Origin of the sequence: Pseudidiomarina sediminum DSM 21906 (assembly GCF_000423165.1) — a bacterium.
Taxonomy (GTDB): domain Bacteria; phylum Pseudomonadota; class Gammaproteobacteria; order Enterobacterales; family Alteromonadaceae; genus Pseudidiomarina; species Pseudidiomarina sediminum.
Genome location: NZ_AUHL01000007.1, coordinates 24,971 through 44,255, shown reverse-complemented (window position 1 = coordinate 44,255; position 19,285 = coordinate 24,971). Strand labels below are relative to the sequence as shown.

The following is a 19,285-nucleotide window of genomic DNA, read 5'->3' as shown; positions in this document are numbered from 1 at the left end:
CGTCACTAGGTCGCATCGAGTGCCGGTAGCACCCGCTCAACTAATAACGTTTTAAAATCGTCGAACTCCGCGTAATTACCTGCAATATCGTGGAGATAGGCCAAGTTTCGCGGAATATCTTGTAAATAGCCGGGGTTCCCATCACGCCGATAACGGCGCGCAAACAACCCACTAACATAACAATGGCGTTGTAACCCCATCCAATCAAACCAACGCTGCCAAGTGGCGGCATCCACGGTCAAATCCGAACGCGCTGAACGCAAATACTCAAAACATTGCTGGCTTAAGTCGCACACAATCGCCTCAGGCCAACGAATATAACAGTCACGCAACAGACTCACCGCATCATAAGTGATAGGACCGATGGCCGCATCATGGAAGCCGGTAAAGGCAAAGCTATGATCCTGCTGCAGCAAAATATTGCGTGCATGAAACTTCCGATGTGTGCCAACTTGCGGCTGCTCCATCGCGCTGGCGACAATTTTGTCGCAGAAACTTTGCCAAATCTGCTGTTCTGTTGCAGAAAATTGTAACTGAAGATGTTCCCGCAGCAACCACTCTGCCATTAAATCCAACTCTTGGTGCATGTGTTCTGCCGCAAACACTGGCAACTCGAACTGTGGGGTTTGCTGTACTTGCATAATCTCCGCGAGATCGGCGTACACTTTAGGGTACCAATGCGCAATCGAGTCCGCTTTCAGCTGGCTCAACAGCAAATGCGAACCTAGGTCAGTGATCAGCATAAACCCGCGCTGCGTGTTCACTGCCACCAACTCAGGCACTTGAATGTTCTGTAAGGCGTAGGCATCAGCAACCGCTAAATAGCTTTGCATCGCCGCTTCAGTATTCATCGTATCAACGGCGATTAAACTACGCACACCATCGCTTACACGATAGTAGCGCCATGGCCGCGCATCGCCAAAAACCGGTTGTAAATCGTGCTGCGGACACCCCGTTACCGATTCACACCACGCTTGTAGCTGCAATTCTCGTTTATTTTCCACGCTAATTCCTCGCTGACAAATGGCAGGCCAAGTTATTTTGCTTTATCATACCTTTCACAGCAAAAAGGACAAAGTTGAGTCATTCGCCACATGCAAGACGTTTTTAAAGGAGCCACCTTGAGCCTCGGCCTGCTCGTTAGCACGACAGCAGCAGTTCCAGCTTATGCTCAAGCCGCCACCGATTACATCAGCCAATGTCCGGTGCGAGCGCCCCTCTTTGCTGTTGACGAACTTGAGCCTATCCCAGGGTTGACCGAAGGTGCCATTGGCGTCCGAGCCGACCAAGCTGACATTGACTCCGCAACGTCCATTGCCTCATTTACCGGCAATGTTGAGGTGCATTTTGACCAACAGTATTTAATTACTGAACAAGCTACTGTGAATCAGGCGTCGGGAAATATCAACGCCAGTGGTGCAACCCAATTTACAGATGGCTATGTGCAGGTCGCAAGTGAGAACTTCCGCCTAAACTCTGGTGAAAATCGCGCTTTTGTCTCCGGTGCGTCCTATCAATTGCGCGACGTTGGTGCACACGGCACAGCCAAACTACTCTCGCTTTCAAATGAACAGGTTTCCTTAGCGGACTCAACGTTCACCACCTGTCCAAGTGATACACCAACTTGGCAATTGAGTGCCAGCGAAATCAGTATCAGCGAAGATGATGCTTGGGGTGAGGCGTGGCATGCGAAGTTTGAACTGTTCGGAGTGCCAGTTTTTTACGTGCCGTACATTAATTTTCCGATCAACGATGAACGCAAAACTGGCTTTTTGTTCCCGACCTTACGTACCTCACAAAAAAATGGCTTTGAATTTGAGGTGCCGTATTACATCAATATCGCGCCAAATCAGGACGCCACTATTACCCCGCGCTATATGGCTGAACGGGGCTTACAGATGCAAGCCGAGTATCGCGTCCTCACCGAAGGTGGTTTTGGGCAAGCCAATATCGCCTTTCTCGACAAAGATGATAGCCTCGAGAATGATGACTCACGGTACTTGTGGCGCGTCGAGCATCTGCAAAACTGGAGTTCAAACTGGCGCTCTTACATGAATATCATCGATATTAGTGACGATGATTATCTAAACGACTTTGGCAGCGACTTTGCCGGACGAGCTGATGCACAAATTTATCGGCGCGCGCGCATCGATTATTTTAGTGAGCATGCCAAGGTGACCTTGCGCGGCGAAGACTTTGAAGTATTAGGCAGCTACCGTTCCCCTTATCGCACCATGCCGCAATTAACGGCGCGTTTTAACTGGCAGGGGCCGATGGCAATGAACTTCGGTTTGTTTTCCGAAGTCAGCCACTTCCAAAACCAAGAAAATAGTCATGACTACGCCACCCGCGTACACCTTGAGCCACAACTGCAAGTCGGTTTTGAAAAGCCGGCCTACGATTGGCTCACCGAATTGCGGTACAGTTACACCCATTACAATCAAGAAATCACCGACAATGGTTTAGCCGAAAACCCAACCCGTTCATTACCGCAATTTCGGGTGCGTGGACGCCTCAATTTAGAGCGTGATTTCACATGGGACAACAACACCTATCAGCAACTGTTGCAACCCCAGATCCAGTACCTCTATGTGCCCTATCGTGATCAATCCGACATTGGCATTTATGACTCGACCTTAATGCAGGACGATTACCAAGGCTTATTCCGTGCCCGCCGTTTCTCTGGGTTAGATCGTATTGCCGATGCCAACCAGGTCACCATTGGTGCCTCAACCAGCATTCTAAATACCAACGCGCAAGAAATTATGCGTTTCAGCGCTGGGCAAATTTATTACTTTGACGACAGCAAAGTCAGTTTGTTTGATGAGGCGACACAGATTGCCGATGACCGTTCTGATCTTGCCTTTGAAACACGATTCCGTTTCGGTGAGCGGTTATTCTTTAATGGCGCCATGCAATACGACATGGAACAAAACAATACCCGCAAGAGTCAGACAGCCATCGAATACCGTATCGATGAAGCGAACTTGCTGCAAATTAGCCACCGTCAAGTGACCAATATTCTTGACGATGACATCGAACAATTGGGCCTGCAAGCGGTCTACCAAGTGGATCATAGCTGGCAATTGGCCAGCAATTGGTATTACGATTTAGAACAGAAACGTACCAACGACGCGCTGCTTGCGTTACAGTACAGCGATTGTTGTTGGGCAGTGCGGGTCAGTGCGTACCGTCGTATTAACCGCAACCTTGAATATCAGAATAATGACCCGTTCCGACGGGAGCCGGAATTTGATAACGGCATTAGTATACAGTTTATTATTAAGGGGCTAGGGTCCGATAACGGCAACTTATTTGACCTCATCGAACAAAGCTTGTTTGGTTATCGCCACCCATTTTACTTAAGCAACTAGGTAGTTTTCATGAATAAGATGTTGAAGTTAGTGAGCATCGCATGGCTCACCATGGCAACGCTACAAGCGCCAGCCACGGCGAATGAAATGCTTGACCGTGTCGCCGTCATCGTGAACGACGGTGTCATTTTACAAAGCGAAGTCGACAATATGTTGGCACAAATCAAGCGTAATGCTGCAGAGCAGAACCTCAACTTACCAAGCGATGAAGTCTTGCAAGTACAAGCCATTGACCGCTTGGTACTGCAAGAAATTCAATTGCAGATTGCCCGTCGTGGCGGTATTGAAGTCAGTGACGCACAGCTCGAACAGACCCTTAACGGCATCGCCCGTGAGTCGAATATTACCGTGGACCAACTCCGCGACGAAATCACTAAACTTGGCGCGACCTGGCAAACCTATCGTGAGTCCATTCGTCGCGAAATGATCATTGGTGAACTGCAGCGCAACGCCGTGCGTGACCGCGTGTATATTTCGCCACAAGAAATTGACGGCCTGACCAAAATGCTTGACGAGATGTCGAGCCAAGAGAGTGAATACCGTCTAAGTCATATTTTGATCGGTCTGCGTGATGGTAGTGGCAGTACTGAACTGCAAGAAGCGCGTACCCGTGCCGAGAAAATCCTCGCTTCGTTGCGTGACGGTGCTGACTTTGCCGAAACCGCAATCACTTCATCGTCAGGCTCACGAGCACTGGAAGGCGGTGATATGGGCTGGATGAACATTAACGCTATGCCGACCTTGTTTGCCGAAGCTGTACGTGACAAACGCAAAGGTGATTTGATTGGTCCAATTAAAAGTGGCGTCGGCTTTCATATTTTGAAAGTTACCGATACGCGCGGCATGGAAACGGTCGAAATCCAAGAAGTTAAAGCGCGTCATATTTTGCTTCGCACTTCAGTGATTTTGTCTGACAACCGTGCCCGTGAGCAGTTGGAAGAAATGCGTCAACAGCTCATTGCTGGTGAAGCTGAGTTTGCAGATCTCGCAGAAGAACACTCTGATGACCCAGGTTCAGCCAGCCAAGGTGGTGAGCTGGGCTGGAGCCAAACCGATGTGTATGACCCAGCCTTTAAAGAGGTTGTGGATAATGCCAAAGTTGGCGACATCAGTGAGCCGTTCCGTTCACAGTTTGGCTGGCATATCGTTGAAGTGCTCGACCGCCGTACGCAAGATGCGACCGAGCGTAGCAAACAAAACCGTGCTTACCAGTTACTCTACCGTCGTAAGTACCAAGAAGAGTTAGAAAACTGGCAGCAGGAAATGCGCGACCAAGCCTATATCGAACAGGTTATTGAATGAGTCTACCCCGTCTCGTTTACAGCTCTGGTGAGCCCGCTGGTATAGGTCCCGACCTTGCCATCCTGCTCGCCCAACAGAGCTGGCCTGCAGAGGTGGTTACGCTAGGCAACAAAGACCTTCTTAAAGACCGAGCTAAACAGCTCGGTCTTGCCGTTTCAATCGTTGACTATCAGGCCGAACGTCCCCCACAACAGTGGCCGGTAGGGACCTTGGTCGTGTCCGATGTGCCACTGCAGGCGCCAGTGGTTGCCGGGCAACTCAATCCGGCCAACAGCCCCTATGTATTATCGCTGTTGCAGCGCGCCGGCGAAGGTTGTCAAAGTGGTGCTTTTGATGCGCTGATGACCGGTCCCGTGCATAAGGGGATTATCAATGACGCTGGGGTCGCCTTTAGTGGCCACACGGAATTCTTTGCGGAACTCAGTAACACTTCGCAAGTGGTCATGATGCTCGCCACCGAAGGCTTGCGTGTTGCCTTAGTCACCACTCACTTGCCTTTAGCGCAGGTCGCCGACGCGATTAACCAATCACTGGTAGAACGGGTGATCCGTATCACCGCGCATGATTTGCAACATTATTTTGGCTGTGCAACACCTCGACTATTGGTCTGTGGTCTCAATCCACACGCTGGCGAGCAGGGGCATTTAGGCCATGAAGAGATTGACCATATCACCCCAGCACTTGTGCAACTGCAAGCAGAGGGCCTCCACGTTAGTGGGCCATGGCCAGCTGATACCGTATTTCAACCGAAATACCTTGATGACGCAGATGTGGTCATTGCCATGTATCACGATCAAGGCTTGCCCGTGCTAAAATACCGGGGTTTTGGTAACGCCGCGAATATTACCCTAGGCTTACCCTTTATTCGTACCTCTGTCGACCACGGTACTGCACTTGATTTAGCCGGCACCGGGAACATTGACAGCGGCAGTGCGCAGTATGCTTTAACGACTGCCATCGCGATGGCTGGCCATCGTCAACACCATGAAGAATTGAGAGATCGATGAGTAAAACCCACCTTGGACACCGTGCCCGAAAACGCTTTGGGCAAAACTTTTTACATGACACCTTTGTCATTGACGCTATTGTCGATGCCATCGACCCACAGGTGGGTCAATCCTTAGTCGAAATCGGTCCAGGCCTAGCGGCACTCACCGAACCCGTCTGTGATCGTATCGAACAGCTCACCGTGGTTGAGCTAGATCGCGATCTTGCGGATCGTTTGGAACAGCACCCATTTTTGCAGCAAAAACTTACCGTGTATCGTGGTGACGCGCTGAAGACAGACTTCAGCCAATTCCAACACGATGGTGCTAAGCTACGCGTCTTCGGAAACTTGCCTTACAACATTTCAACCCCGATTATTTTCCACTTGCTCAACCAAATGGAAAGCATCGAAGATATGCATTTTATGCTGCAAAAAGAAGTGGTTGAGCGCCTTGCCGCAGAGCCCGGCAGTAAAGCCTACGGCCGCCTTAGTGTTTCGGTACAACAAGCCTGTGCGGTGGAGCACGTGTTAAATGTGCCACCAGGTGCCTTCACGCCGCCACCGAAAGTTGAATCGGCGGTGGTACGTTTAACACCTTATGCCGAGCCGCCGCACCCGGTGCATGATCGTAAAACCTTACAGCAACTTTGTCTGGTGGCGTTTAATCAGCGCCGCAAAACCATTCGCAATAACTTAAAACAGCTGATCAGCGCTGAACAGCTTGAAGCGCTGGGTATTGACCCAGGTGCGCGCCCAGAAACCTTGAGTGTCGCTGATTATTGTCGCCTCGCAAATTGGTACTACGAGCAACAAAGAGAGCAACAAGAATGATCCGTATTGACGTGAAAACGCATTACTTGTCCGCCCAATCGGACCCTGACAATTCCCAATACGTGTTTGCTTACACGATTACTATTACCAATGACGGTGATAGCGCTGTCCAGTTACTGACGCGTGAGTGGCGCATTACGGATGCTGACCACAAAATCACCCGTGTCGCTGGCGACGGTGTGGTCGGAGAGCAGCCTCACCTTGCTCCCGGTGAGTCCTATAGTTACACCAGCGGTACAGTATTGGCGACGCCAATCGGAACCATGGAAGGCCATTACGGCATGATCGACAGCGATGGTGCTAAGTTTAAGGCCACCATCCCATCGTTCCGTCTCGCCGTGCCTAATATTTTGCACTAAGCACAAGGTATTGGTGTGGCGCGTTACTTTGTTGGCGATTTACAGGGGTGTGTGAAGCAACTCGATCGGTTACTCGATGCCGTTGCCTTTGATGCCAAATTCGATGAACTTTGGTGTGTCGGTGACTTGGTCGCCCGCGGCCCTGACTCTCTGGCCTGTTTAGAACGCCTAGAAGCGCTTGGTGATGCCGCCAAATGCGTGCTTGGCAATCATGACATCAGCCTCATGGCAGTGTTGACTGGGGTTCGTAAGCCCAACCCAAATGATCACTTAGACGCCATACTCAACCTCCCCAAAGCCGCGCAACAACGCTGGATTGAGTTCCTCATCCAGCAACCGCTCCTGCGCCAGGCCGATGATGTGGTGATGACCCATGCAGGGATCTACCCCAAGTGGTCCATCACGGAAGCACAAGAACTGGCAACTGATGTCAGCGATAGCATGCAGCGCGCTTGGCGTACACAGCGCCTAGGACCATGGCTAACGACCATGTTTGGCAATGAACCCACCACCTGGTCATGGCAACTGCCGCGCCCAGAACGCATTCGCTTTGTGATCAATGCGCTGACGCGGATGCGCTTTCTTGACTCACAGCAAGCACTCAACCTGAAGGTCAAAACCGCACCAAGTGCCGCGACGTCCGCCGAGGGGTTAACACCTTGGTTTGATTTTTGGCAGCCGACAGCCACCACCTTAGTGTTTGGGCATTGGGCGGCGCTACAAGGGCAAACAGGTCGAGACGATGTGCTCGGTTTAGACACTGGATGTGTCTGGGGAGAGTACCTTACCCTGCTACGCTGGCCTGATGGCCAGCGCTGGCAGGCAAAAGGGGAAGAGGTGTTTAAGCGTTAACCGTGACGCGCGCAAACTTGCGCTTACCAACTTGGTAGACCGCGGTGCCACCCACTGCCACTTGCAGTTTAGTGTCACTGACTTTTTCACCATCAATCTTCACGGCACCTTGCTTAATCATACGCATCGCATCTGAAGTTGAACTTACCAATCCAGCTTCTTTCAGTAAGTTAGCAATCCCCATTGCGCCCTCGGTCGCCACTAAGGTCACTTCTGGCATTTCATCCGGAATGGCGTTTTTGCTAAAGCGTTGCACAAAGTCTTGCTCGGCAGCTTCAGCTGCGTCCGCGTCATGGAAACGCGTAATGATTTCTTTCGCTAACAACACTTTGTAGTCACGCGGGTTTGCACCAGCTGCTATCGCTTGTTTAAAGCTTTCTAATTCAGCCAATGGACGGAAGCTCAGCAACTCAAAGTAACGCCACATCAACTCATCAGAAACCGACATGAGTTTACCGAACATGTCATTGGCAGGCTCAGTAATGCCGACATAGTTACCTAATGATTTTGACATTTTTTGCACGCCATCAAGGCCTTCCAGCAGCGGAACCATGATGACCGTTTGCGGTGTCATGCCCTCTTCTTTTTGCAGTTCACGTCCCATCAGCAAGTTAAAACGCTGATCAGTACCGCCCATCTCAATATCGGCTTTCAATTCGACCGAATCCCAGCCTTGCACTAGCGGATAGAGAAACTCGTGAATGGCAATCGGTTGTCCACCCGCATAACGTTTTTTAAAGTCATCGCGCTCAAGCATACGAGCCACAGTTTGTCGCGCGGCGAGCTTGATCATATCGTCCGCGCCCATCTTGCTCATCCACTCAGAGTTAAAGCGCACTTCCGTCAGCTCTGGATCGAGGATTTTGAACACTTGCTCTTTATAGGTTTCAGCGTTAGCAAGAACGTCTTCCCGCGACAACGGTTTACGCGTCACGTTTTTTCCGCTCGGGTCACCGATCATGCCAGTAAAGTCACCGATCAAAAATACGATCTTGTGACCTTGGTCTTGCAACAAGCGCAGTTTATTGATCAAGACCGTGTGACCAAGGTGTAAATCTGGGGCGGTTGGATCAAAACCTGCCTTAACAACTAAAGGCGTGCCTTTTTCGAGCTTTTCTTTGAGCTCTTCCGCAACGAGGATTTCTTCGGTACCGCGTGCTAATTCCGCAAGCACTTCCGACGCTGATAATGCCATTCTTTTCATACTCCTGAGCTGAATTTAATGAGACGTTTGCGCACTTTAAAACACCCCATTGTATGCTATTTATGAGCATGTTTTAAGCGTAAATAAAGCGCATGCGACTGGAAAAAGCTTGAACTTCGTATTATTCTGCGAATAGACCTAGAAAATACTAGGTTATCTAGTGCGCTAACTTCAGGATGTTTATGAAGGTATTAACCCTAAGAATGGCCGAGCTGGTCAAACAGCTTCCGCGTCGCCATCAATTTTTGTTGACCGGAGTCGTTGCTGCGACTCTGACGCTCGTGCTGCTGCCCTCTGAACCGGCAACAGCCTCTCTCAATACGTCTGACCCTAAAGTCGCTGACAAGCAGTTGATTCTCGGCGAACGCTTAGACGTGCCTCTGCATGCGAAAGCCGCTGAAAATGCTCCGGTAGTTGAACTTAAACCTGCGCTCGACGATGTCGAGGCGGCAGCGACAGTTGCTGTAGAAGAACCCGTTGAGCCAGCCGTGCAATGGAGTGGGTACGAAGTTAAATCAGGCGATAGCCTAGCCCGTATTTTCAAAGTCATGGGCTTTTCACCACAACAGCTGTATCGCTTGACGCAAGATAAGCAAGCCAACAAATACTTGTTGAAAATTCACCCAGGTGACACCCTACGCTTCGCCAAAGATGCTGACGGTGAACTCGTGCAGTTGGCGTATCAAATCAGTCCGATCGACACCTTGATTGTTAGCCAAACCGACACTGGCTACGTCAGTGAGATTGCGACCAAAGAAGTGCAAATCCAAGAAGCCTTTGCGTATGCCGAAATTGAGTCTAGTTTCTGGAACGCAGGTATTAACGCTGGCCTCACGGATAATCAAATTATGGGTATTGCAGCCATTTTCGGTTGGGATATCGACTTCGCACTCGACTTGCGTAAAGGTGATGAATTCTCAGTCATTTACGAGAAAGAATACGTCGATGGTGAGTTTGCCGGTTACGGTAAGGTGCTGGCGGCTGAATTCGTGAACCAAGGTAAAAAGTTCCAAGCCATTTTGCACAGCAATGGTGAGTACTATGCAGCCGATGGTAAAGCGATGCGCAAGTCATTCTTACGCTCGCCAGTGAAGTTTACCTACATCAGCTCGAACTTTAACCCACGTCGCTTACACCCAGTCACCGGCAAAGTACGCCCACATAACGGTATCGATTATGCGGCGAGTACCGGTACTCCAGTGATGTCATCAGGTAGTGGTAAAGTCATTGCCAGTGCGTACAACAACCTCAACGGCCACTATGTGTTTGTGCAACACGGTGAGCGTTATGTCACCAAATACTTGCACCTCAGCAAACGTTTGGTGAGTAAGGGTGATCGCGTCAAGCAAGGGCAGTTGATTGGTCGCGTAGGGGCAACCGGGCGCGTCACAGGTGCGCATTTGCACTACGAATTCCTCGTCGATGGCGTGCATCGTAACCCTCGCACCGTAGAATTGCCGCAAGCCGAGTCGCTAACGGCGCAAGAAATGCCTGAATTTAATAAACTTGCAGAACAACGTTTAGCAATGTTGGTTGAACAGAAGCGTGTTCTGTTGGCTATGAACTAACTGATGACCGCAGAGCTTTATATTGGCTTAATGTCGGGGACCAGCATGGATGGCCTCGACGCGGTTCTCGTCGACTTCGCGGGCGCTCGCCCGCGACTTCTCAAACACCTTGATGCGCCACTGCCTCAGGCTCTTAAAAACGAGTTAGTGCGTCTGTGCAGTCCCAGCTATAACGAACTCCATCGACTGGCGACCGCGGATCGAGAGTTCGCTGAAGTTAGCGCTGAACTAGTCCTTCGACTCTTGCAAGAAGCCAGAGTTTCCGCCTCGCAAGTTACAGCCATCGGTAGCCACGGCCAAACCGTTCGACACATGCCTGATGCGCTTACTCCTTATACATTACAACTCGGTGACGCCAACACCCTAGCGGCGCTTACCGGCATTGCCGTGGTTGCTGATTTTCGCCGCAAAGACATTGCACTTGGCGGCCAAGGGGCGCCGCTGGTACCTGCATTTCATGACGCCTTGTTTCGACAACAATTGCCGACAGGCACTACGGCTGCGGTTCTGAACCTCGGCGGTATTGCCAATGTCACCGTGATTGGGCCTAAACAACAGGTCGCAGGTTTTGATACCGGCCCAGCCAACACCCTGCTCGACCTTTGGTATCAACTCCAGCATCCTGAGAGCCCCTACGCCTATGACAAAGAAGGTGCCTATGCAGCGCAAGGTCAGGTGATCGCGCCTTTATTAGCAGCGATGATGGAAGATGCCTATGTCCTCCAGCAGCCGCCCAAAAGCACCGGGCGCGAGTATTTCAATTATGCTTGGTTAGAACGCCACCTTGATCAACTGCCTAGTTGGCGTGCGGCAGATGTGCAAGCAACGCTCACCGAGTACACAGCACAAAGCGTCGCCTATGGTTTAACACACTTCTGTAGTGACGCTATCACGCAAGTTTTTGTTGCCGGAGGAGGTGCGTTTAATGCGCAACTGATGCAACGCTTGGCAACAAACTACCCAACAGCGCAGTGGCAAAGTGTGGCCGAATTAGGCGTCGACCCGCAGCATTTGGAAGCAATGGCATTTGCCTGGCTCGCACGACAATTTATGTTACGAAAACCAGGCAACTTACCAGCGGTAACGGGTGCCAGCCGCGCTACCGTACTAGGAGGGCTATTCTTGCCTTAGGCCTCGAGCTTTGCGAACGCATCGCGGCTGAGGTTTTCATTGTTGCCTTCAGCACCAACCACAATACTATCTTCAATACGCACCCCGCCATAAGGGCGGAGCTCATCGATACGCTGCCAGTTAAGTTCAGGAGCATCGGCAAAGGCTTCTAGCAACTGGTCAATCACATAAAGGCCTGGCTCGATAGTGAAGACTTGCCCCTCTTCCACCGGACGCAACAAACGTAAGAATGGATGACGCGGGTCACGGGTAAATTCATCACCGCGATCGTTACGCAAGAAGCCACCAACGTCATGTACTTGCAAGCCAATAAAGTGACCTAAGCCATGCGGGAAGAAGGCGCTACTAATACCGCTCTCATAAATGCTCTCAGCAGACCCACGCACCAACTCAAAATCGCTTAATACTTGTGCAATTTTCAAATGTTGTGACACATGTAGCTGGTAGTAATCCACACCCGGCTTAATTTCGGCCAAAAGCGCTTGCTGCGCTGCATCCACCGCAGCCACGAGGTCAGCGTAGAGCCCGCTTTCACGTGCGTAGGTACGGGTAATATCAGCACAGTAGCCACGATAGGTCGCGCCAGCATCGATCAAGAATGAACGGCTTTGTGCCGGAGCAACAGTGTCATACATATCGTAATGCAAAATCGCGCCATGCTCATTCAGGCCCACGATACTATTGTACGGCAGCTCGGTCTCGCGACTATCGATAGCAGCCAAGTAAGCATGATGAATTTCAAGCTCGCTCTTGCCAGCAAAAAAGGCGTCTTTCGCTGCCAAATGAGCTTTTGCCGCACGTAAGTTGGCTTCGCGCAGATTCTCAAGTTCCCACGCGGTTTTAATCGCACGGTGAAAATGCAAGTGATCGATGAGCGCTTGCGGGTTACGCGCACGTACTGGCCAGCTCGCTGCAGGCTCAGCAAAATCTTCACCTAAGAAGGCCGCCTGCTGCAATTTACTTCCTAATGTATCCGTGAGTTTTTGCAAGTCATCAATGACCACCAGCTCGACATGCTGTTGCCATTCTGCAGCTTCAATTTTTACTGCTGCGTGCCAAAAATCGCGCGGCTGAAAGAGGAATACCACGGGTTTGCTGCCTGGCTCATAAAAAATGGCACTTTTCGGGCTATCAATCACAGGGATCCAATACTTAAACAATGGATTCACTTTAAAAGGCGCTGGGTTGTCGTCTAAAAAGGCGACGCGCGGTTGTCCTGCGTAGACCAGTACCGAATCAAAGCCTGTTGCCGCTAACGCAGCATCGAAACGTGCTTGAACTGTTGCAATATGTGCAGCATAAGAACTCATGGAGAAACCTCGCTTGCGAGTCACACTCGCTCTCACAAGCGAGTGCGAGATTGGATTTAAATTGAAAAGCTTGCGCCACAACCACAGGTTGTCGTGGCATTAGGGTTGTCAACGAAGAAACGCGCCCCTTGCAGACCTTCTTCATAATTGACCGTGCCACCAGCAAGGTACTGGAGACTCATCGGGTCAACCACCAAGGTGACACCATTTTTTTCGATCTCTGTGTCGCCTGGATTTACTTTTTCATCAAAAGTGAAACCATATTGGAAGCCTGAACAACCACCGCCAGTAACGTAAACACGTAATTTGAGCGCCGGGTTCTCTTCATCAGCAATAAGAGTTTTCACTTTCTTCGCCGCAGCTTCAGTGAATTGGATGGGTACGGCTTGCGCTGCATCAGTCATTGGTTTACTACCTCCACTATCAAGGCGTTCATTTTCTCGTACCCGAGTAAAAGGGTCAAGTATTGTCCTTACTTAGCGCGCGACTAACTCACTCCATAAGAAGTTACGCTCAAGGGTTTTGCTAGTGCCTTCAAGTCGCACCACAATACGCACTTGCTCGGGCTCAAAATGTGTGGGCAATTGAAAACTTCCCGTCTGCGTTGAAAAGTAACGCATACTAAAGGTGCTACTGTCTTCAGCAAGGTTAGCTAAATCGAACAGATCGAACTCGACCACCTCCGAAGCAGCATCGGTAGCTCGCCCCTCAAGCGTCACCGTTAGCGTGCCACGCATGAGGCTTTTCTTGCGTTCACTTTGGATCAGAGCTAACCGAAATTGATAATGGCCCTCTTGCCGTAGTGGGAACAACTCGAAAGTTTCTACCGCCACGCCTTCAACGCTCATTTCTGGCGCCATGACTTTTTGGTAGAAGCCGATTTCAGCGCGTAATGCCATAACTTCATCACGATTTGCTGCTAAATCGCGTTCGAGCTTGCTCAACGCGGCTTGTTCAATACCTAACTCAACTTCAGCAATATGTTGCCGATACTCTGCGGTTTCCGCTTGTTCATAGAGTGATGCCACGCGCTGCTCTAAATTGTCGACCTGCTGCATAAGGTGCCAACTATGGCCGGCCCCCAGTAGGTACCCCACGCCCAGCGCTACGGCGACAAAGATGCCACAGAAGATGGTTTTTTGCTTCTCATTCATGGTCGTACTTCTTATCATGGTAAGCTCGACATGCTACGCAGCATTAGCATTTGACGCAACACTGCCCTAACAAAGGAATCTGCATGAGTGTACTTTGGATCAAAGGTTTCCACATTATCTTCATGGTCTGTTGGTTTGCGGGTATTTTCTACCTGCCACGGTTATTCGTATATCACGCCCAAACCGAATCCTCAGAGGTCAAAGCGCAACTCAAGGTGATGGAGCGTCGACTCCTGTATTTCGTCACTCCTTTTGCCATTCTCACCTTAGTCTTTGGGCTATGGTTAATCATGTTATACGGCAGCGCTTGGCTGGCGGCCAGTGGCTGGATGCACGTAAAACTTACCTTAGTGGCGCTGCTGTATGCGTACCACATTTACTGCTTTAAGTTACTGCGTGATTTCGCTCAGGATCGCAACCAAAAAAGCCATAAATTCTATCGCATATTCAATGAGGTACCTGTATTAGCCTTATTCGCGATTGTGCTGTTAGCGGTCACGAAAGCGTTTTAACCTTTTACGTTCTTTTTAGCCCCAAACTTTGCTATCATAGTGGCCCAGTGTTTGACCCCTTTCTCAACTCACTGAGGCCACTATTTTATGAATTTCACTGGCGCCAATATTCTCTCTGTCGACCAATTCCATCGCGATAGCATTGATCAAGTGTTTACCGTAGCCGATCGTATGTTGCCGTATGCACGACGACAAAAGCGCACCCGCGTGCTCGATGGTGCCATTCTTGGCAATTTGTTCTTTGAACCTTCGACCCGTACCCGCGTGAGTTTCGGCACGGCGTTTAATTTACTCGGTGGTGAAGTTCGTGAAACAACGGGCATGGAAAGCTCGGCACTGGCAAAAGGCGAGTCGCTTTACGATACTGCTCGGGTACTGAGCAGCTACAGCGACGTGATTGCCATGCGGCACCCAAAGTCAGGCTCTGTCGCAGAATTTGCTGAGGGCAGTCGCGTGCCAGTAATCAACGGTGGTGATGGCGCCAACGAACACCCAACGCAAGCGCTCCTCGACCTGTACACGATTAAAAAAGAGCTGGCCTACCATGGTCACGCCGTCGATGGCATGCATATTTGTATGATGGGCGACCTAAAATTTGGCCGCACCGTACACTCCTTGTCACGCCTGCTCGCGCTTTACGACAACGTTCGTTTTACGCTGATCTCGCCACGTGAACTCACCATGCCGGATAGCGTCATGAGTGTGATTGAAAACGCCGGTCATCGTGTCACCGTCACCGATCAAGTCAGTGGCAGCTCTGATGCTGATATCGTCTATCAAACGCGGATTCAGCAAGAGCGTTTTACCTCGCCCCAAGAAGCTGATCAATATCGCGGCAAATTTCGTTTAAATAGCGAGATTTATACCAAGCACTACAAACCGAACACCGTCATCATGCACCCGTTACCACGCGATTCACGCGCTGAAGCCAACGAGTTGGATAATGACTTAAACCAAAACCCGAATTTGGCCATTTTCCGTCAAGCCGATAACGGCGTATTGATTCGAATGGCACTATTTGCTTTGACGTTAGGCGTTGCCGACCAAGTTGACCAGTACGAATGTGAGGTTAATTGGTACAGCGACAAGCGTAATGTCTAATTCACAAAGAGAGGATCACGATGTCTCGATCTGAAGATTTATTTGCCCAAGCCCAGTTAGCTATCCCAGGTGGCGTTAACTCACCGGTTCGCGCCTTTAATGGTGTCGGCGGCTCACCTATTTTTATCGAACGCGCTGATGGTGCGTACATGTACGATGCCGATGGCAAACGCTACATCGACTTCGTTGGCTCTTGGGGACCAATGATTCTTGGTCACAATAACCCAGCTATTCGCGAAGCCACACATGCAGCTGTCGACCGAGGCTTGAGCTTTGGTACGCCAACAGCCAGTGAAATCACCATGGCTGAGAAGATTAAGTCGATTGTGCCTTCGATCGAGAAGGTGCGGATGGTGAACTCTGGCACCGAAGCCACTATGACGGCAATCCGTTTGGCGCGAGGTTACACCGGTCGTGACAAAATTTTGAAGTTCGAAGGCTGTTACCACGGTCATGCTGACGCCTTGTTGGTGAAAGCCGGTTCAGGTGCGTTAACGCTTGGCGTACCTAACTCACCAGGCATTCCTGAAGACTTTGCAAAACACACCTTAACCGTCACCTTCAATGACCTTGACTCGGTCCGCGCCATTTTTGCTGAGCACGGTGATGACATTGCCACCATCATTGTTGAGCCAGTGGCCGGAAACATGAACTGTATTCCTCCAGTACCAGGCTTCTTGGAAGGTTTACGGGAAATTTGTGACCAGTACGGCAGCGTACTTATTTTTGATGAAGTCATGTCAGGCTTCCGCGTCGCCCGAGGTGGTGCTCAAGAGTTTTACCAAGTGACCCCAGATCTGACCACCTTAGGTAAAGTGATCGGCGGCGGTATGCCTGTCGGTGCCTTCGGCGGTAAAGCTGAAATCATGGATTACATCGCGCCAGTGGGCCCGGTCTATCAAGCCGGCACCCTTTCAGGTAACCCGGTAGCTATGGCTGCTGGTTTAGCAGCGCTAGAGCAACTTGGTGACGAAGCGCTTTACCCACTCCTGACGGCGAAAGTTGCAACCTTAGTTGACGGCATGCAAGCGCTTGCCGATGAAGCGGGCATTCCATTTACCACTAATCGTGCAGGCTCAATGTTTGGTTTCTTCTTTAGTAAAGAAGCACAAGTAACGGGCTATCAACAAGCGACTGAGTGCAATATGGAGCACTTCCGCCACTTCTATCACAGCATGCTCGATCAAGGTGTTTACCTTGCGCCTTCAGCGTTCGAAGCAGGCTTTATGTCATCAGTCCACAGCGATGAAGATATTGCTGCAACACTGGCGGCAGCAAAAGTGGCTTTTGCCGAGCTGGCAGCGTTAAAGAGCTAACAGCATGCCGTGGTGGCAGCTAGAAAATTCGCTGCCACCACGATTTTTCTTCAATCTCACCAGCACAATTCATCCCCTCAGCAACCGGCTGCGGATGCGATAAAAAGCGACGCTGCGAACGGCAATTCATTGGTATCTGCACACCTTTCTCAGGGTGAAAGGCTCGCATTTCAAGCGGTGCAGGCGGTGTAACATCGCGCGGACGCACGCCAAGCTGCGAAAACGTCGAAGCAACAACTGGCAAAGCACCTGTTGCGCCCGTTAAATGGATCGGCTGGTTGTCATCACGGCCAAGCCAAGCGGTGACAATGTTGTGCTCATCGTAGGCAACGAACCAACTATCGCGATAATCATTGGTGGTACCACTTTTACCCGCCAGTGCATCTTGACCAAATTGCTGTAATAAGCGACGTCCGGTACCTTCATTGACCACCCCGCGTAAACCGTAGTTCACTAACTCAATCGTTAATGGGTCATACACAGACACGCCACTGCTTGGTCGATGCACATACAAGCCTACGCCACTGTGATTGGTCAATCCTGCGATGGTTTTAAATGAACGGTAACGGCCATAGTGCGCGAACACACCATAGAGCTCGCTCACTTGCACCGGCGATAACTCAACCGAGCCAAGCGTCAATGCTGGCACTTTTGGAATGGGCGTGGTCACACCCGACGCTTGTAACGTCTCGATAATGGCAGGTAAGCCAACCTCAAGTCCTAATCGCACCGCTGGAATATTTCGCGACCCAACCAAAGCATCGTAAAGCAGAATATTGCCTCGAAACTCCCCATCATAGTTTTCCGGCTGCCAGATTTGCCCTGTTTCAGTCTCAAACTGCAGCGGCGCATCTTCAAGCACCGTTGCTAAGCTATACTGTTGCGGTTGCGCCAAAGCTAAGCCGTAAGTGACCGGCTTAATCAGTGAACCAATTTGCCGTAACGCACTGGTGGCGCGATTAAAACCGACCTGTTGGGGATCACGATCGCCGACCAGTGCAACAAGGCTACCTTGCTGATGGTTTGCTACCACCACGGCAGCCTGTAACTCGGCTTGCTTACTTAGGCGCGGTAATTGCTCGGTAACACTTAACTCCGCCGCTCGTTGGGCAATGGGATCAAAGTAAGTAAAGACGCGCAAACCATCCTTCGCCCAGCTTTTCGGCAGTTGCATGGCATCCATTTCTTGTTTTACTTGTGCCATATAATGTGGCGCTGAGGCGCGCCCTGCGCGTGCCACTTTCGGAGCCACAACGCGTTCTTCAAGCGCTGCTAAATAGGTTTGCTGACTAATCAATTGCTGGCCGAACATCAGCTGCAAAATCATATCGCGACGTTCTTTCACGCGTTCAGGGTAGCGGTGCGGATTGTAGTACGAGGGGCCCTTTACAATCGCCACCAACATCGCAATTTCCGCTGGACTCAGCTCTTCAACTTGCTTGCCGTAATAAAAGCGACTCGCTAGGCCGATGCCGTGAATTGCACGTCCACCATCTTGACCAAAATAGATTTCGTTAAAATACGTTTCTAAGATCTCGTTTTTGCTAAAGCGAAAATCGATGATCAGTGCCATCAAAGCTTCATTGGCTTTGCGCCACAAGGTTCGTTCACGGGTCAAGTAGAGGTTTTTGACCAATTGCTGCGTTAAGGTGCTGCCACCTTGGACCGTATCCATTGCCGCGAGGTTAGCGATTGCCGCCCGCCCAATTGAGCTTAGCGAAACGCCTGAGTGATGATAAAAATCACGATCTTCGACCAGTAACAAGGTTTCAATTAACAGACTCGGAACACGCTCCAAGCCAACCAACAAACGGTCTTCACCTTCATCACCAGTGATCTGCCCCAACAGCAAAGGATCGAGCTTAAACTCCTCTAACATCCGTTCGTCAGGCAGACTTACCACCCGTTGAATACGGCCGCCGTCAAACACCACGCGCACTTTCTGCGCCATCTGAGGTCCGTCTAAAAAGTCAAAAGGACGACGGTGAATTTCCACCGTGTTGCCACTGCGACGATAAGTTCCGCTGCCACTGAGTGACGCACTTTCACGATAGCGGAGTTGCTCAAGCTCGGTCAGCAGTTGCGCTTGCCGTAACGGTTGCAACGGCTGCAGTGATAACGGACGGGCGTAGACAATCGCGGAAGCTTCGTAGCGTTCATTAGCGAAGCGTTTGGTGAGTGAGCTATCTAAGTAAATCGCATAAAAAACCACAGCTACCAACGCAGCAATGCCAAGCTTTATGAACAAACTCAATAGGTAACGCATACACCTTCCACTTTCGT

General features: G+C 50.6%; 17 protein-coding genes. 11 read left to right on the top strand and 6 right to left on the bottom strand.

Features of this window, described 5'->3' with window-relative positions; all coding sequences use genetic code 11:
• Positions 1–5 precede the first annotated feature (5 nt).
• On the bottom strand, positions 6–1,004 hold the full coding sequence (locus tag G535_RS0103605; protein ID WP_034727546.1) for an aminoglycoside phosphotransferase family protein: 999 nt from the start codon (positions 1,002–1,004) through the stop codon (positions 6–8).
• 117 nt (positions 1,005–1,121) lie between these two features.
• Between G535_RS0103605 and G535_RS0103600 the strand changes: the two genes are divergently transcribed.
• From G535_RS0103600 to G535_RS0103575, 6 genes are read left to right on the top strand one after another with little or no spacing between them, the layout of a single operon-like run.
• Positions 1,122–3,374, top strand: coding sequence for an LPS-assembly protein LptD (locus G535_RS0103600; protein WP_169513601.1), 2,253 nt, complete (start codon positions 1,122–1,124; stop codon positions 3,372–3,374).
• 9 nt (positions 3,375–3,383) lie between these two features.
• Positions 3,384–4,676 (top strand): peptidylprolyl isomerase SurA, encoded by a 1,293-nt coding sequence (gene surA / locus G535_RS0103595; protein ID WP_034727542.1) that lies wholly within the window; start codon positions 3,384–3,386, stop codon positions 4,674–4,676.
• Positions 4,673–5,683, top strand: a complete 1,011-nt coding sequence (gene pdxA, locus G535_RS0103590) for a 4-hydroxythreonine-4-phosphate dehydrogenase PdxA (protein WP_026860811.1) — start codon at positions 4,673–4,675, stop codon at positions 5,681–5,683. The genes surA and pdxA overlap by 4 nt, the downstream gene beginning before the upstream one ends.
• Positions 5,680–6,495: a 16S rRNA (adenine(1518)-N(6)/adenine(1519)-N(6))-dimethyltransferase RsmA gene (rsmA, locus tag G535_RS0103585; protein ID WP_026860810.1), complete on the top strand. Its 816-nt coding sequence runs from the start codon at positions 5,680–5,682 to the stop codon at positions 6,493–6,495. Before pdxA ends, rsmA begins: the two co-directional genes overlap by 4 nt.
• Complete coding sequence (gene apaG, locus G535_RS0103580; RefSeq protein ID WP_026860809.1) at positions 6,492–6,854, top strand: Co2+/Mg2+ efflux protein ApaG; 363 nt, start codon at positions 6,492–6,494, stop codon at positions 6,852–6,854. Before rsmA ends, apaG begins: the two co-directional genes overlap by 4 nt.
• A 15-nt stretch (positions 6,855–6,869) precedes the next feature.
• Complete coding sequence (locus tag G535_RS0103575; RefSeq protein WP_026860808.1) at positions 6,870–7,706, top strand: symmetrical bis(5'-nucleosyl)-tetraphosphatase; 837 nt, start codon at positions 6,870–6,872, stop codon at positions 7,704–7,706.
• Here the strand turns inward: G535_RS0103575 and tyrS are convergent.
• Positions 7,696–8,901 carry a tyrosine--tRNA ligase gene (gene tyrS, locus G535_RS0103570; RefSeq protein WP_026860807.1) on the bottom strand — a complete coding sequence of 402 codons (1,206 nt, stop codon included), beginning with the start codon at positions 8,899–8,901 and terminating at the stop codon, positions 7,696–7,698. The genes G535_RS0103575 and tyrS overlap by 11 nt on opposite strands.
• 191 nt (positions 8,902–9,092) lie before the next feature.
• On the opposite strand from tyrS, the gene G535_RS0103565 reads away from it, so the two are divergent.
• Entirely contained in the window at positions 9,093–10,478 is a 1,386-nt protein-coding gene (locus G535_RS0103565) for a peptidoglycan DD-metalloendopeptidase family protein (protein WP_126775200.1), read from the top strand.
• 3 nt (positions 10,479–10,481) lie between these two features.
• Positions 10,482–11,609, top strand: a complete 1,128-nt coding sequence (locus tag G535_RS0103560) for an anhydro-N-acetylmuramic acid kinase (protein WP_026860805.1) — start codon at positions 10,482–10,484, stop codon at positions 11,607–11,609.
• Here G535_RS0103560 and pepQ read toward each other — a convergent pair.
• The 3 genes from pepQ to G535_RS12810 form a co-directional block, all read right to left on the bottom strand.
• Positions 11,606–12,919, bottom strand: a complete 1,314-nt coding sequence (pepQ, locus tag G535_RS0103555) for a Xaa-Pro dipeptidase (protein WP_026860804.1) — start codon at positions 12,917–12,919, stop codon at positions 11,606–11,608. The genes G535_RS0103560 and pepQ overlap by 4 nt on opposite strands.
• 56 nt (positions 12,920–12,975) lie before the next feature.
• On the bottom strand, positions 12,976–13,323 hold the full coding sequence (gene erpA, locus G535_RS0103550) for an iron-sulfur cluster insertion protein ErpA (protein WP_026860803.1): 348 nt from the start codon (positions 13,321–13,323) through the stop codon (positions 12,976–12,978).
• Between the two features lie 72 nt (positions 13,324–13,395).
• A complete protein-coding gene (locus G535_RS12810; protein ID WP_051206936.1) occupies positions 13,396–14,073 on the bottom strand; it encodes a DUF6776 family protein in 678 nt (225 codons plus the stop codon).
• Positions 14,074–14,156: 83 nt separating this feature from the next.
• Here G535_RS12810 and hemJ point away from each other — a divergent pair, with 83 nt between their 5' ends.
• From hemJ to hemL, 3 genes are all read left to right on the top strand, one after another.
• Positions 14,157–14,585 carry a protoporphyrinogen oxidase HemJ gene (gene hemJ, locus G535_RS0103540; RefSeq protein ID WP_026860802.1) on the top strand — a complete coding sequence of 143 codons (429 nt, stop codon included), beginning with the start codon at positions 14,157–14,159 and terminating at the stop codon, positions 14,583–14,585.
• A gap of 87 nt (positions 14,586–14,672) precedes the next feature.
• On the top strand, positions 14,673–15,686 hold the full coding sequence (locus tag G535_RS0103535; protein ID WP_026860801.1) for an aspartate carbamoyltransferase: 1,014 nt from the start codon (positions 14,673–14,675) through the stop codon (positions 15,684–15,686).
• A 20-nt stretch (positions 15,687–15,706) separates the two neighbouring features.
• A complete protein-coding gene (gene hemL / locus G535_RS0103530) occupies positions 15,707–17,002 on the top strand; it encodes a glutamate-1-semialdehyde 2,1-aminomutase (RefSeq protein ID WP_026860800.1) in 1,296 nt (431 codons plus the stop codon).
• Between the two features lie 19 nt (positions 17,003–17,021).
• On the opposite strand, the gene mrcB is transcribed toward hemL, so the two are convergent.
• Positions 17,022–19,268, bottom strand: coding sequence for a penicillin-binding protein 1B (gene mrcB, locus G535_RS0103525; RefSeq protein WP_026860799.1), 2,247 nt, complete (start codon positions 19,266–19,268; stop codon positions 17,022–17,024).
• Positions 19,269–19,285 lie beyond the last annotated feature (17 nt).

Excerpts from the sequence above, each read along its gene's own strand:
- surA (WP_034727542.1), top strand. The coding sequence starts at position 3,384 with ATGAATAAGATGTTGAAGTTAGTGAGCATCGCATGGCTCACCATGGCA.
- mrcB (WP_026860799.1), bottom strand. The coding sequence starts at position 19,268 with ATGCGTTACCTATTGAGTTTGTTCATAAAGCTTGGCATTGCTGCGTTG.
- erpA (WP_026860803.1), bottom strand. The coding sequence starts at position 13,323 with ATGACTGATGCAGCGCAAGCCGTACCCATCCAATTCACTGAAGCTGCG.
- pepQ (WP_026860804.1), bottom strand. The coding sequence starts at position 12,919 with ATGAGTTCTTATGCTGCACATATTGCAACAGTTCAAGCACGTTTCGAT.
- G535_RS0103565 (WP_126775200.1), top strand. The coding sequence starts at position 9,093 with ATGAAGGTATTAACCCTAAGAATGGCCGAGCTGGTCAAACAGCTTCCG.
- rsmA (WP_026860810.1), top strand. The coding sequence starts at position 5,680 with ATGAGTAAAACCCACCTTGGACACCGTGCCCGAAAACGCTTTGGGCAA.
- apaG (WP_026860809.1), top strand. The coding sequence starts at position 6,492 with ATGATCCGTATTGACGTGAAAACGCATTACTTGTCCGCCCAATCGGAC.
- pdxA (WP_026860811.1), top strand. The coding sequence starts at position 4,673 with ATGAGTCTACCCCGTCTCGTTTACAGCTCTGGTGAGCCCGCTGGTATA.
- G535_RS0103560 (WP_026860805.1), top strand. The coding sequence starts at position 10,482 with ATGACCGCAGAGCTTTATATTGGCTTAATGTCGGGGACCAGCATGGAT.
- hemL (WP_026860800.1), top strand. The coding sequence starts at position 15,707 with ATGTCTCGATCTGAAGATTTATTTGCCCAAGCCCAGTTAGCTATCCCA.
- G535_RS12810 (WP_051206936.1), bottom strand. The coding sequence starts at position 14,073 with ATGAATGAGAAGCAAAAAACCATCTTCTGTGGCATCTTTGTCGCCGTA.
- G535_RS0103535 (WP_026860801.1), top strand. The coding sequence starts at position 14,673 with ATGAATTTCACTGGCGCCAATATTCTCTCTGTCGACCAATTCCATCGC.
- hemJ (WP_026860802.1), top strand. The coding sequence starts at position 14,157 with ATGAGTGTACTTTGGATCAAAGGTTTCCACATTATCTTCATGGTCTGT.
- tyrS (WP_026860807.1), bottom strand. The coding sequence starts at position 8,901 with ATGGCATTATCAGCGTCGGAAGTGCTTGCGGAATTAGCACGCGGTACC.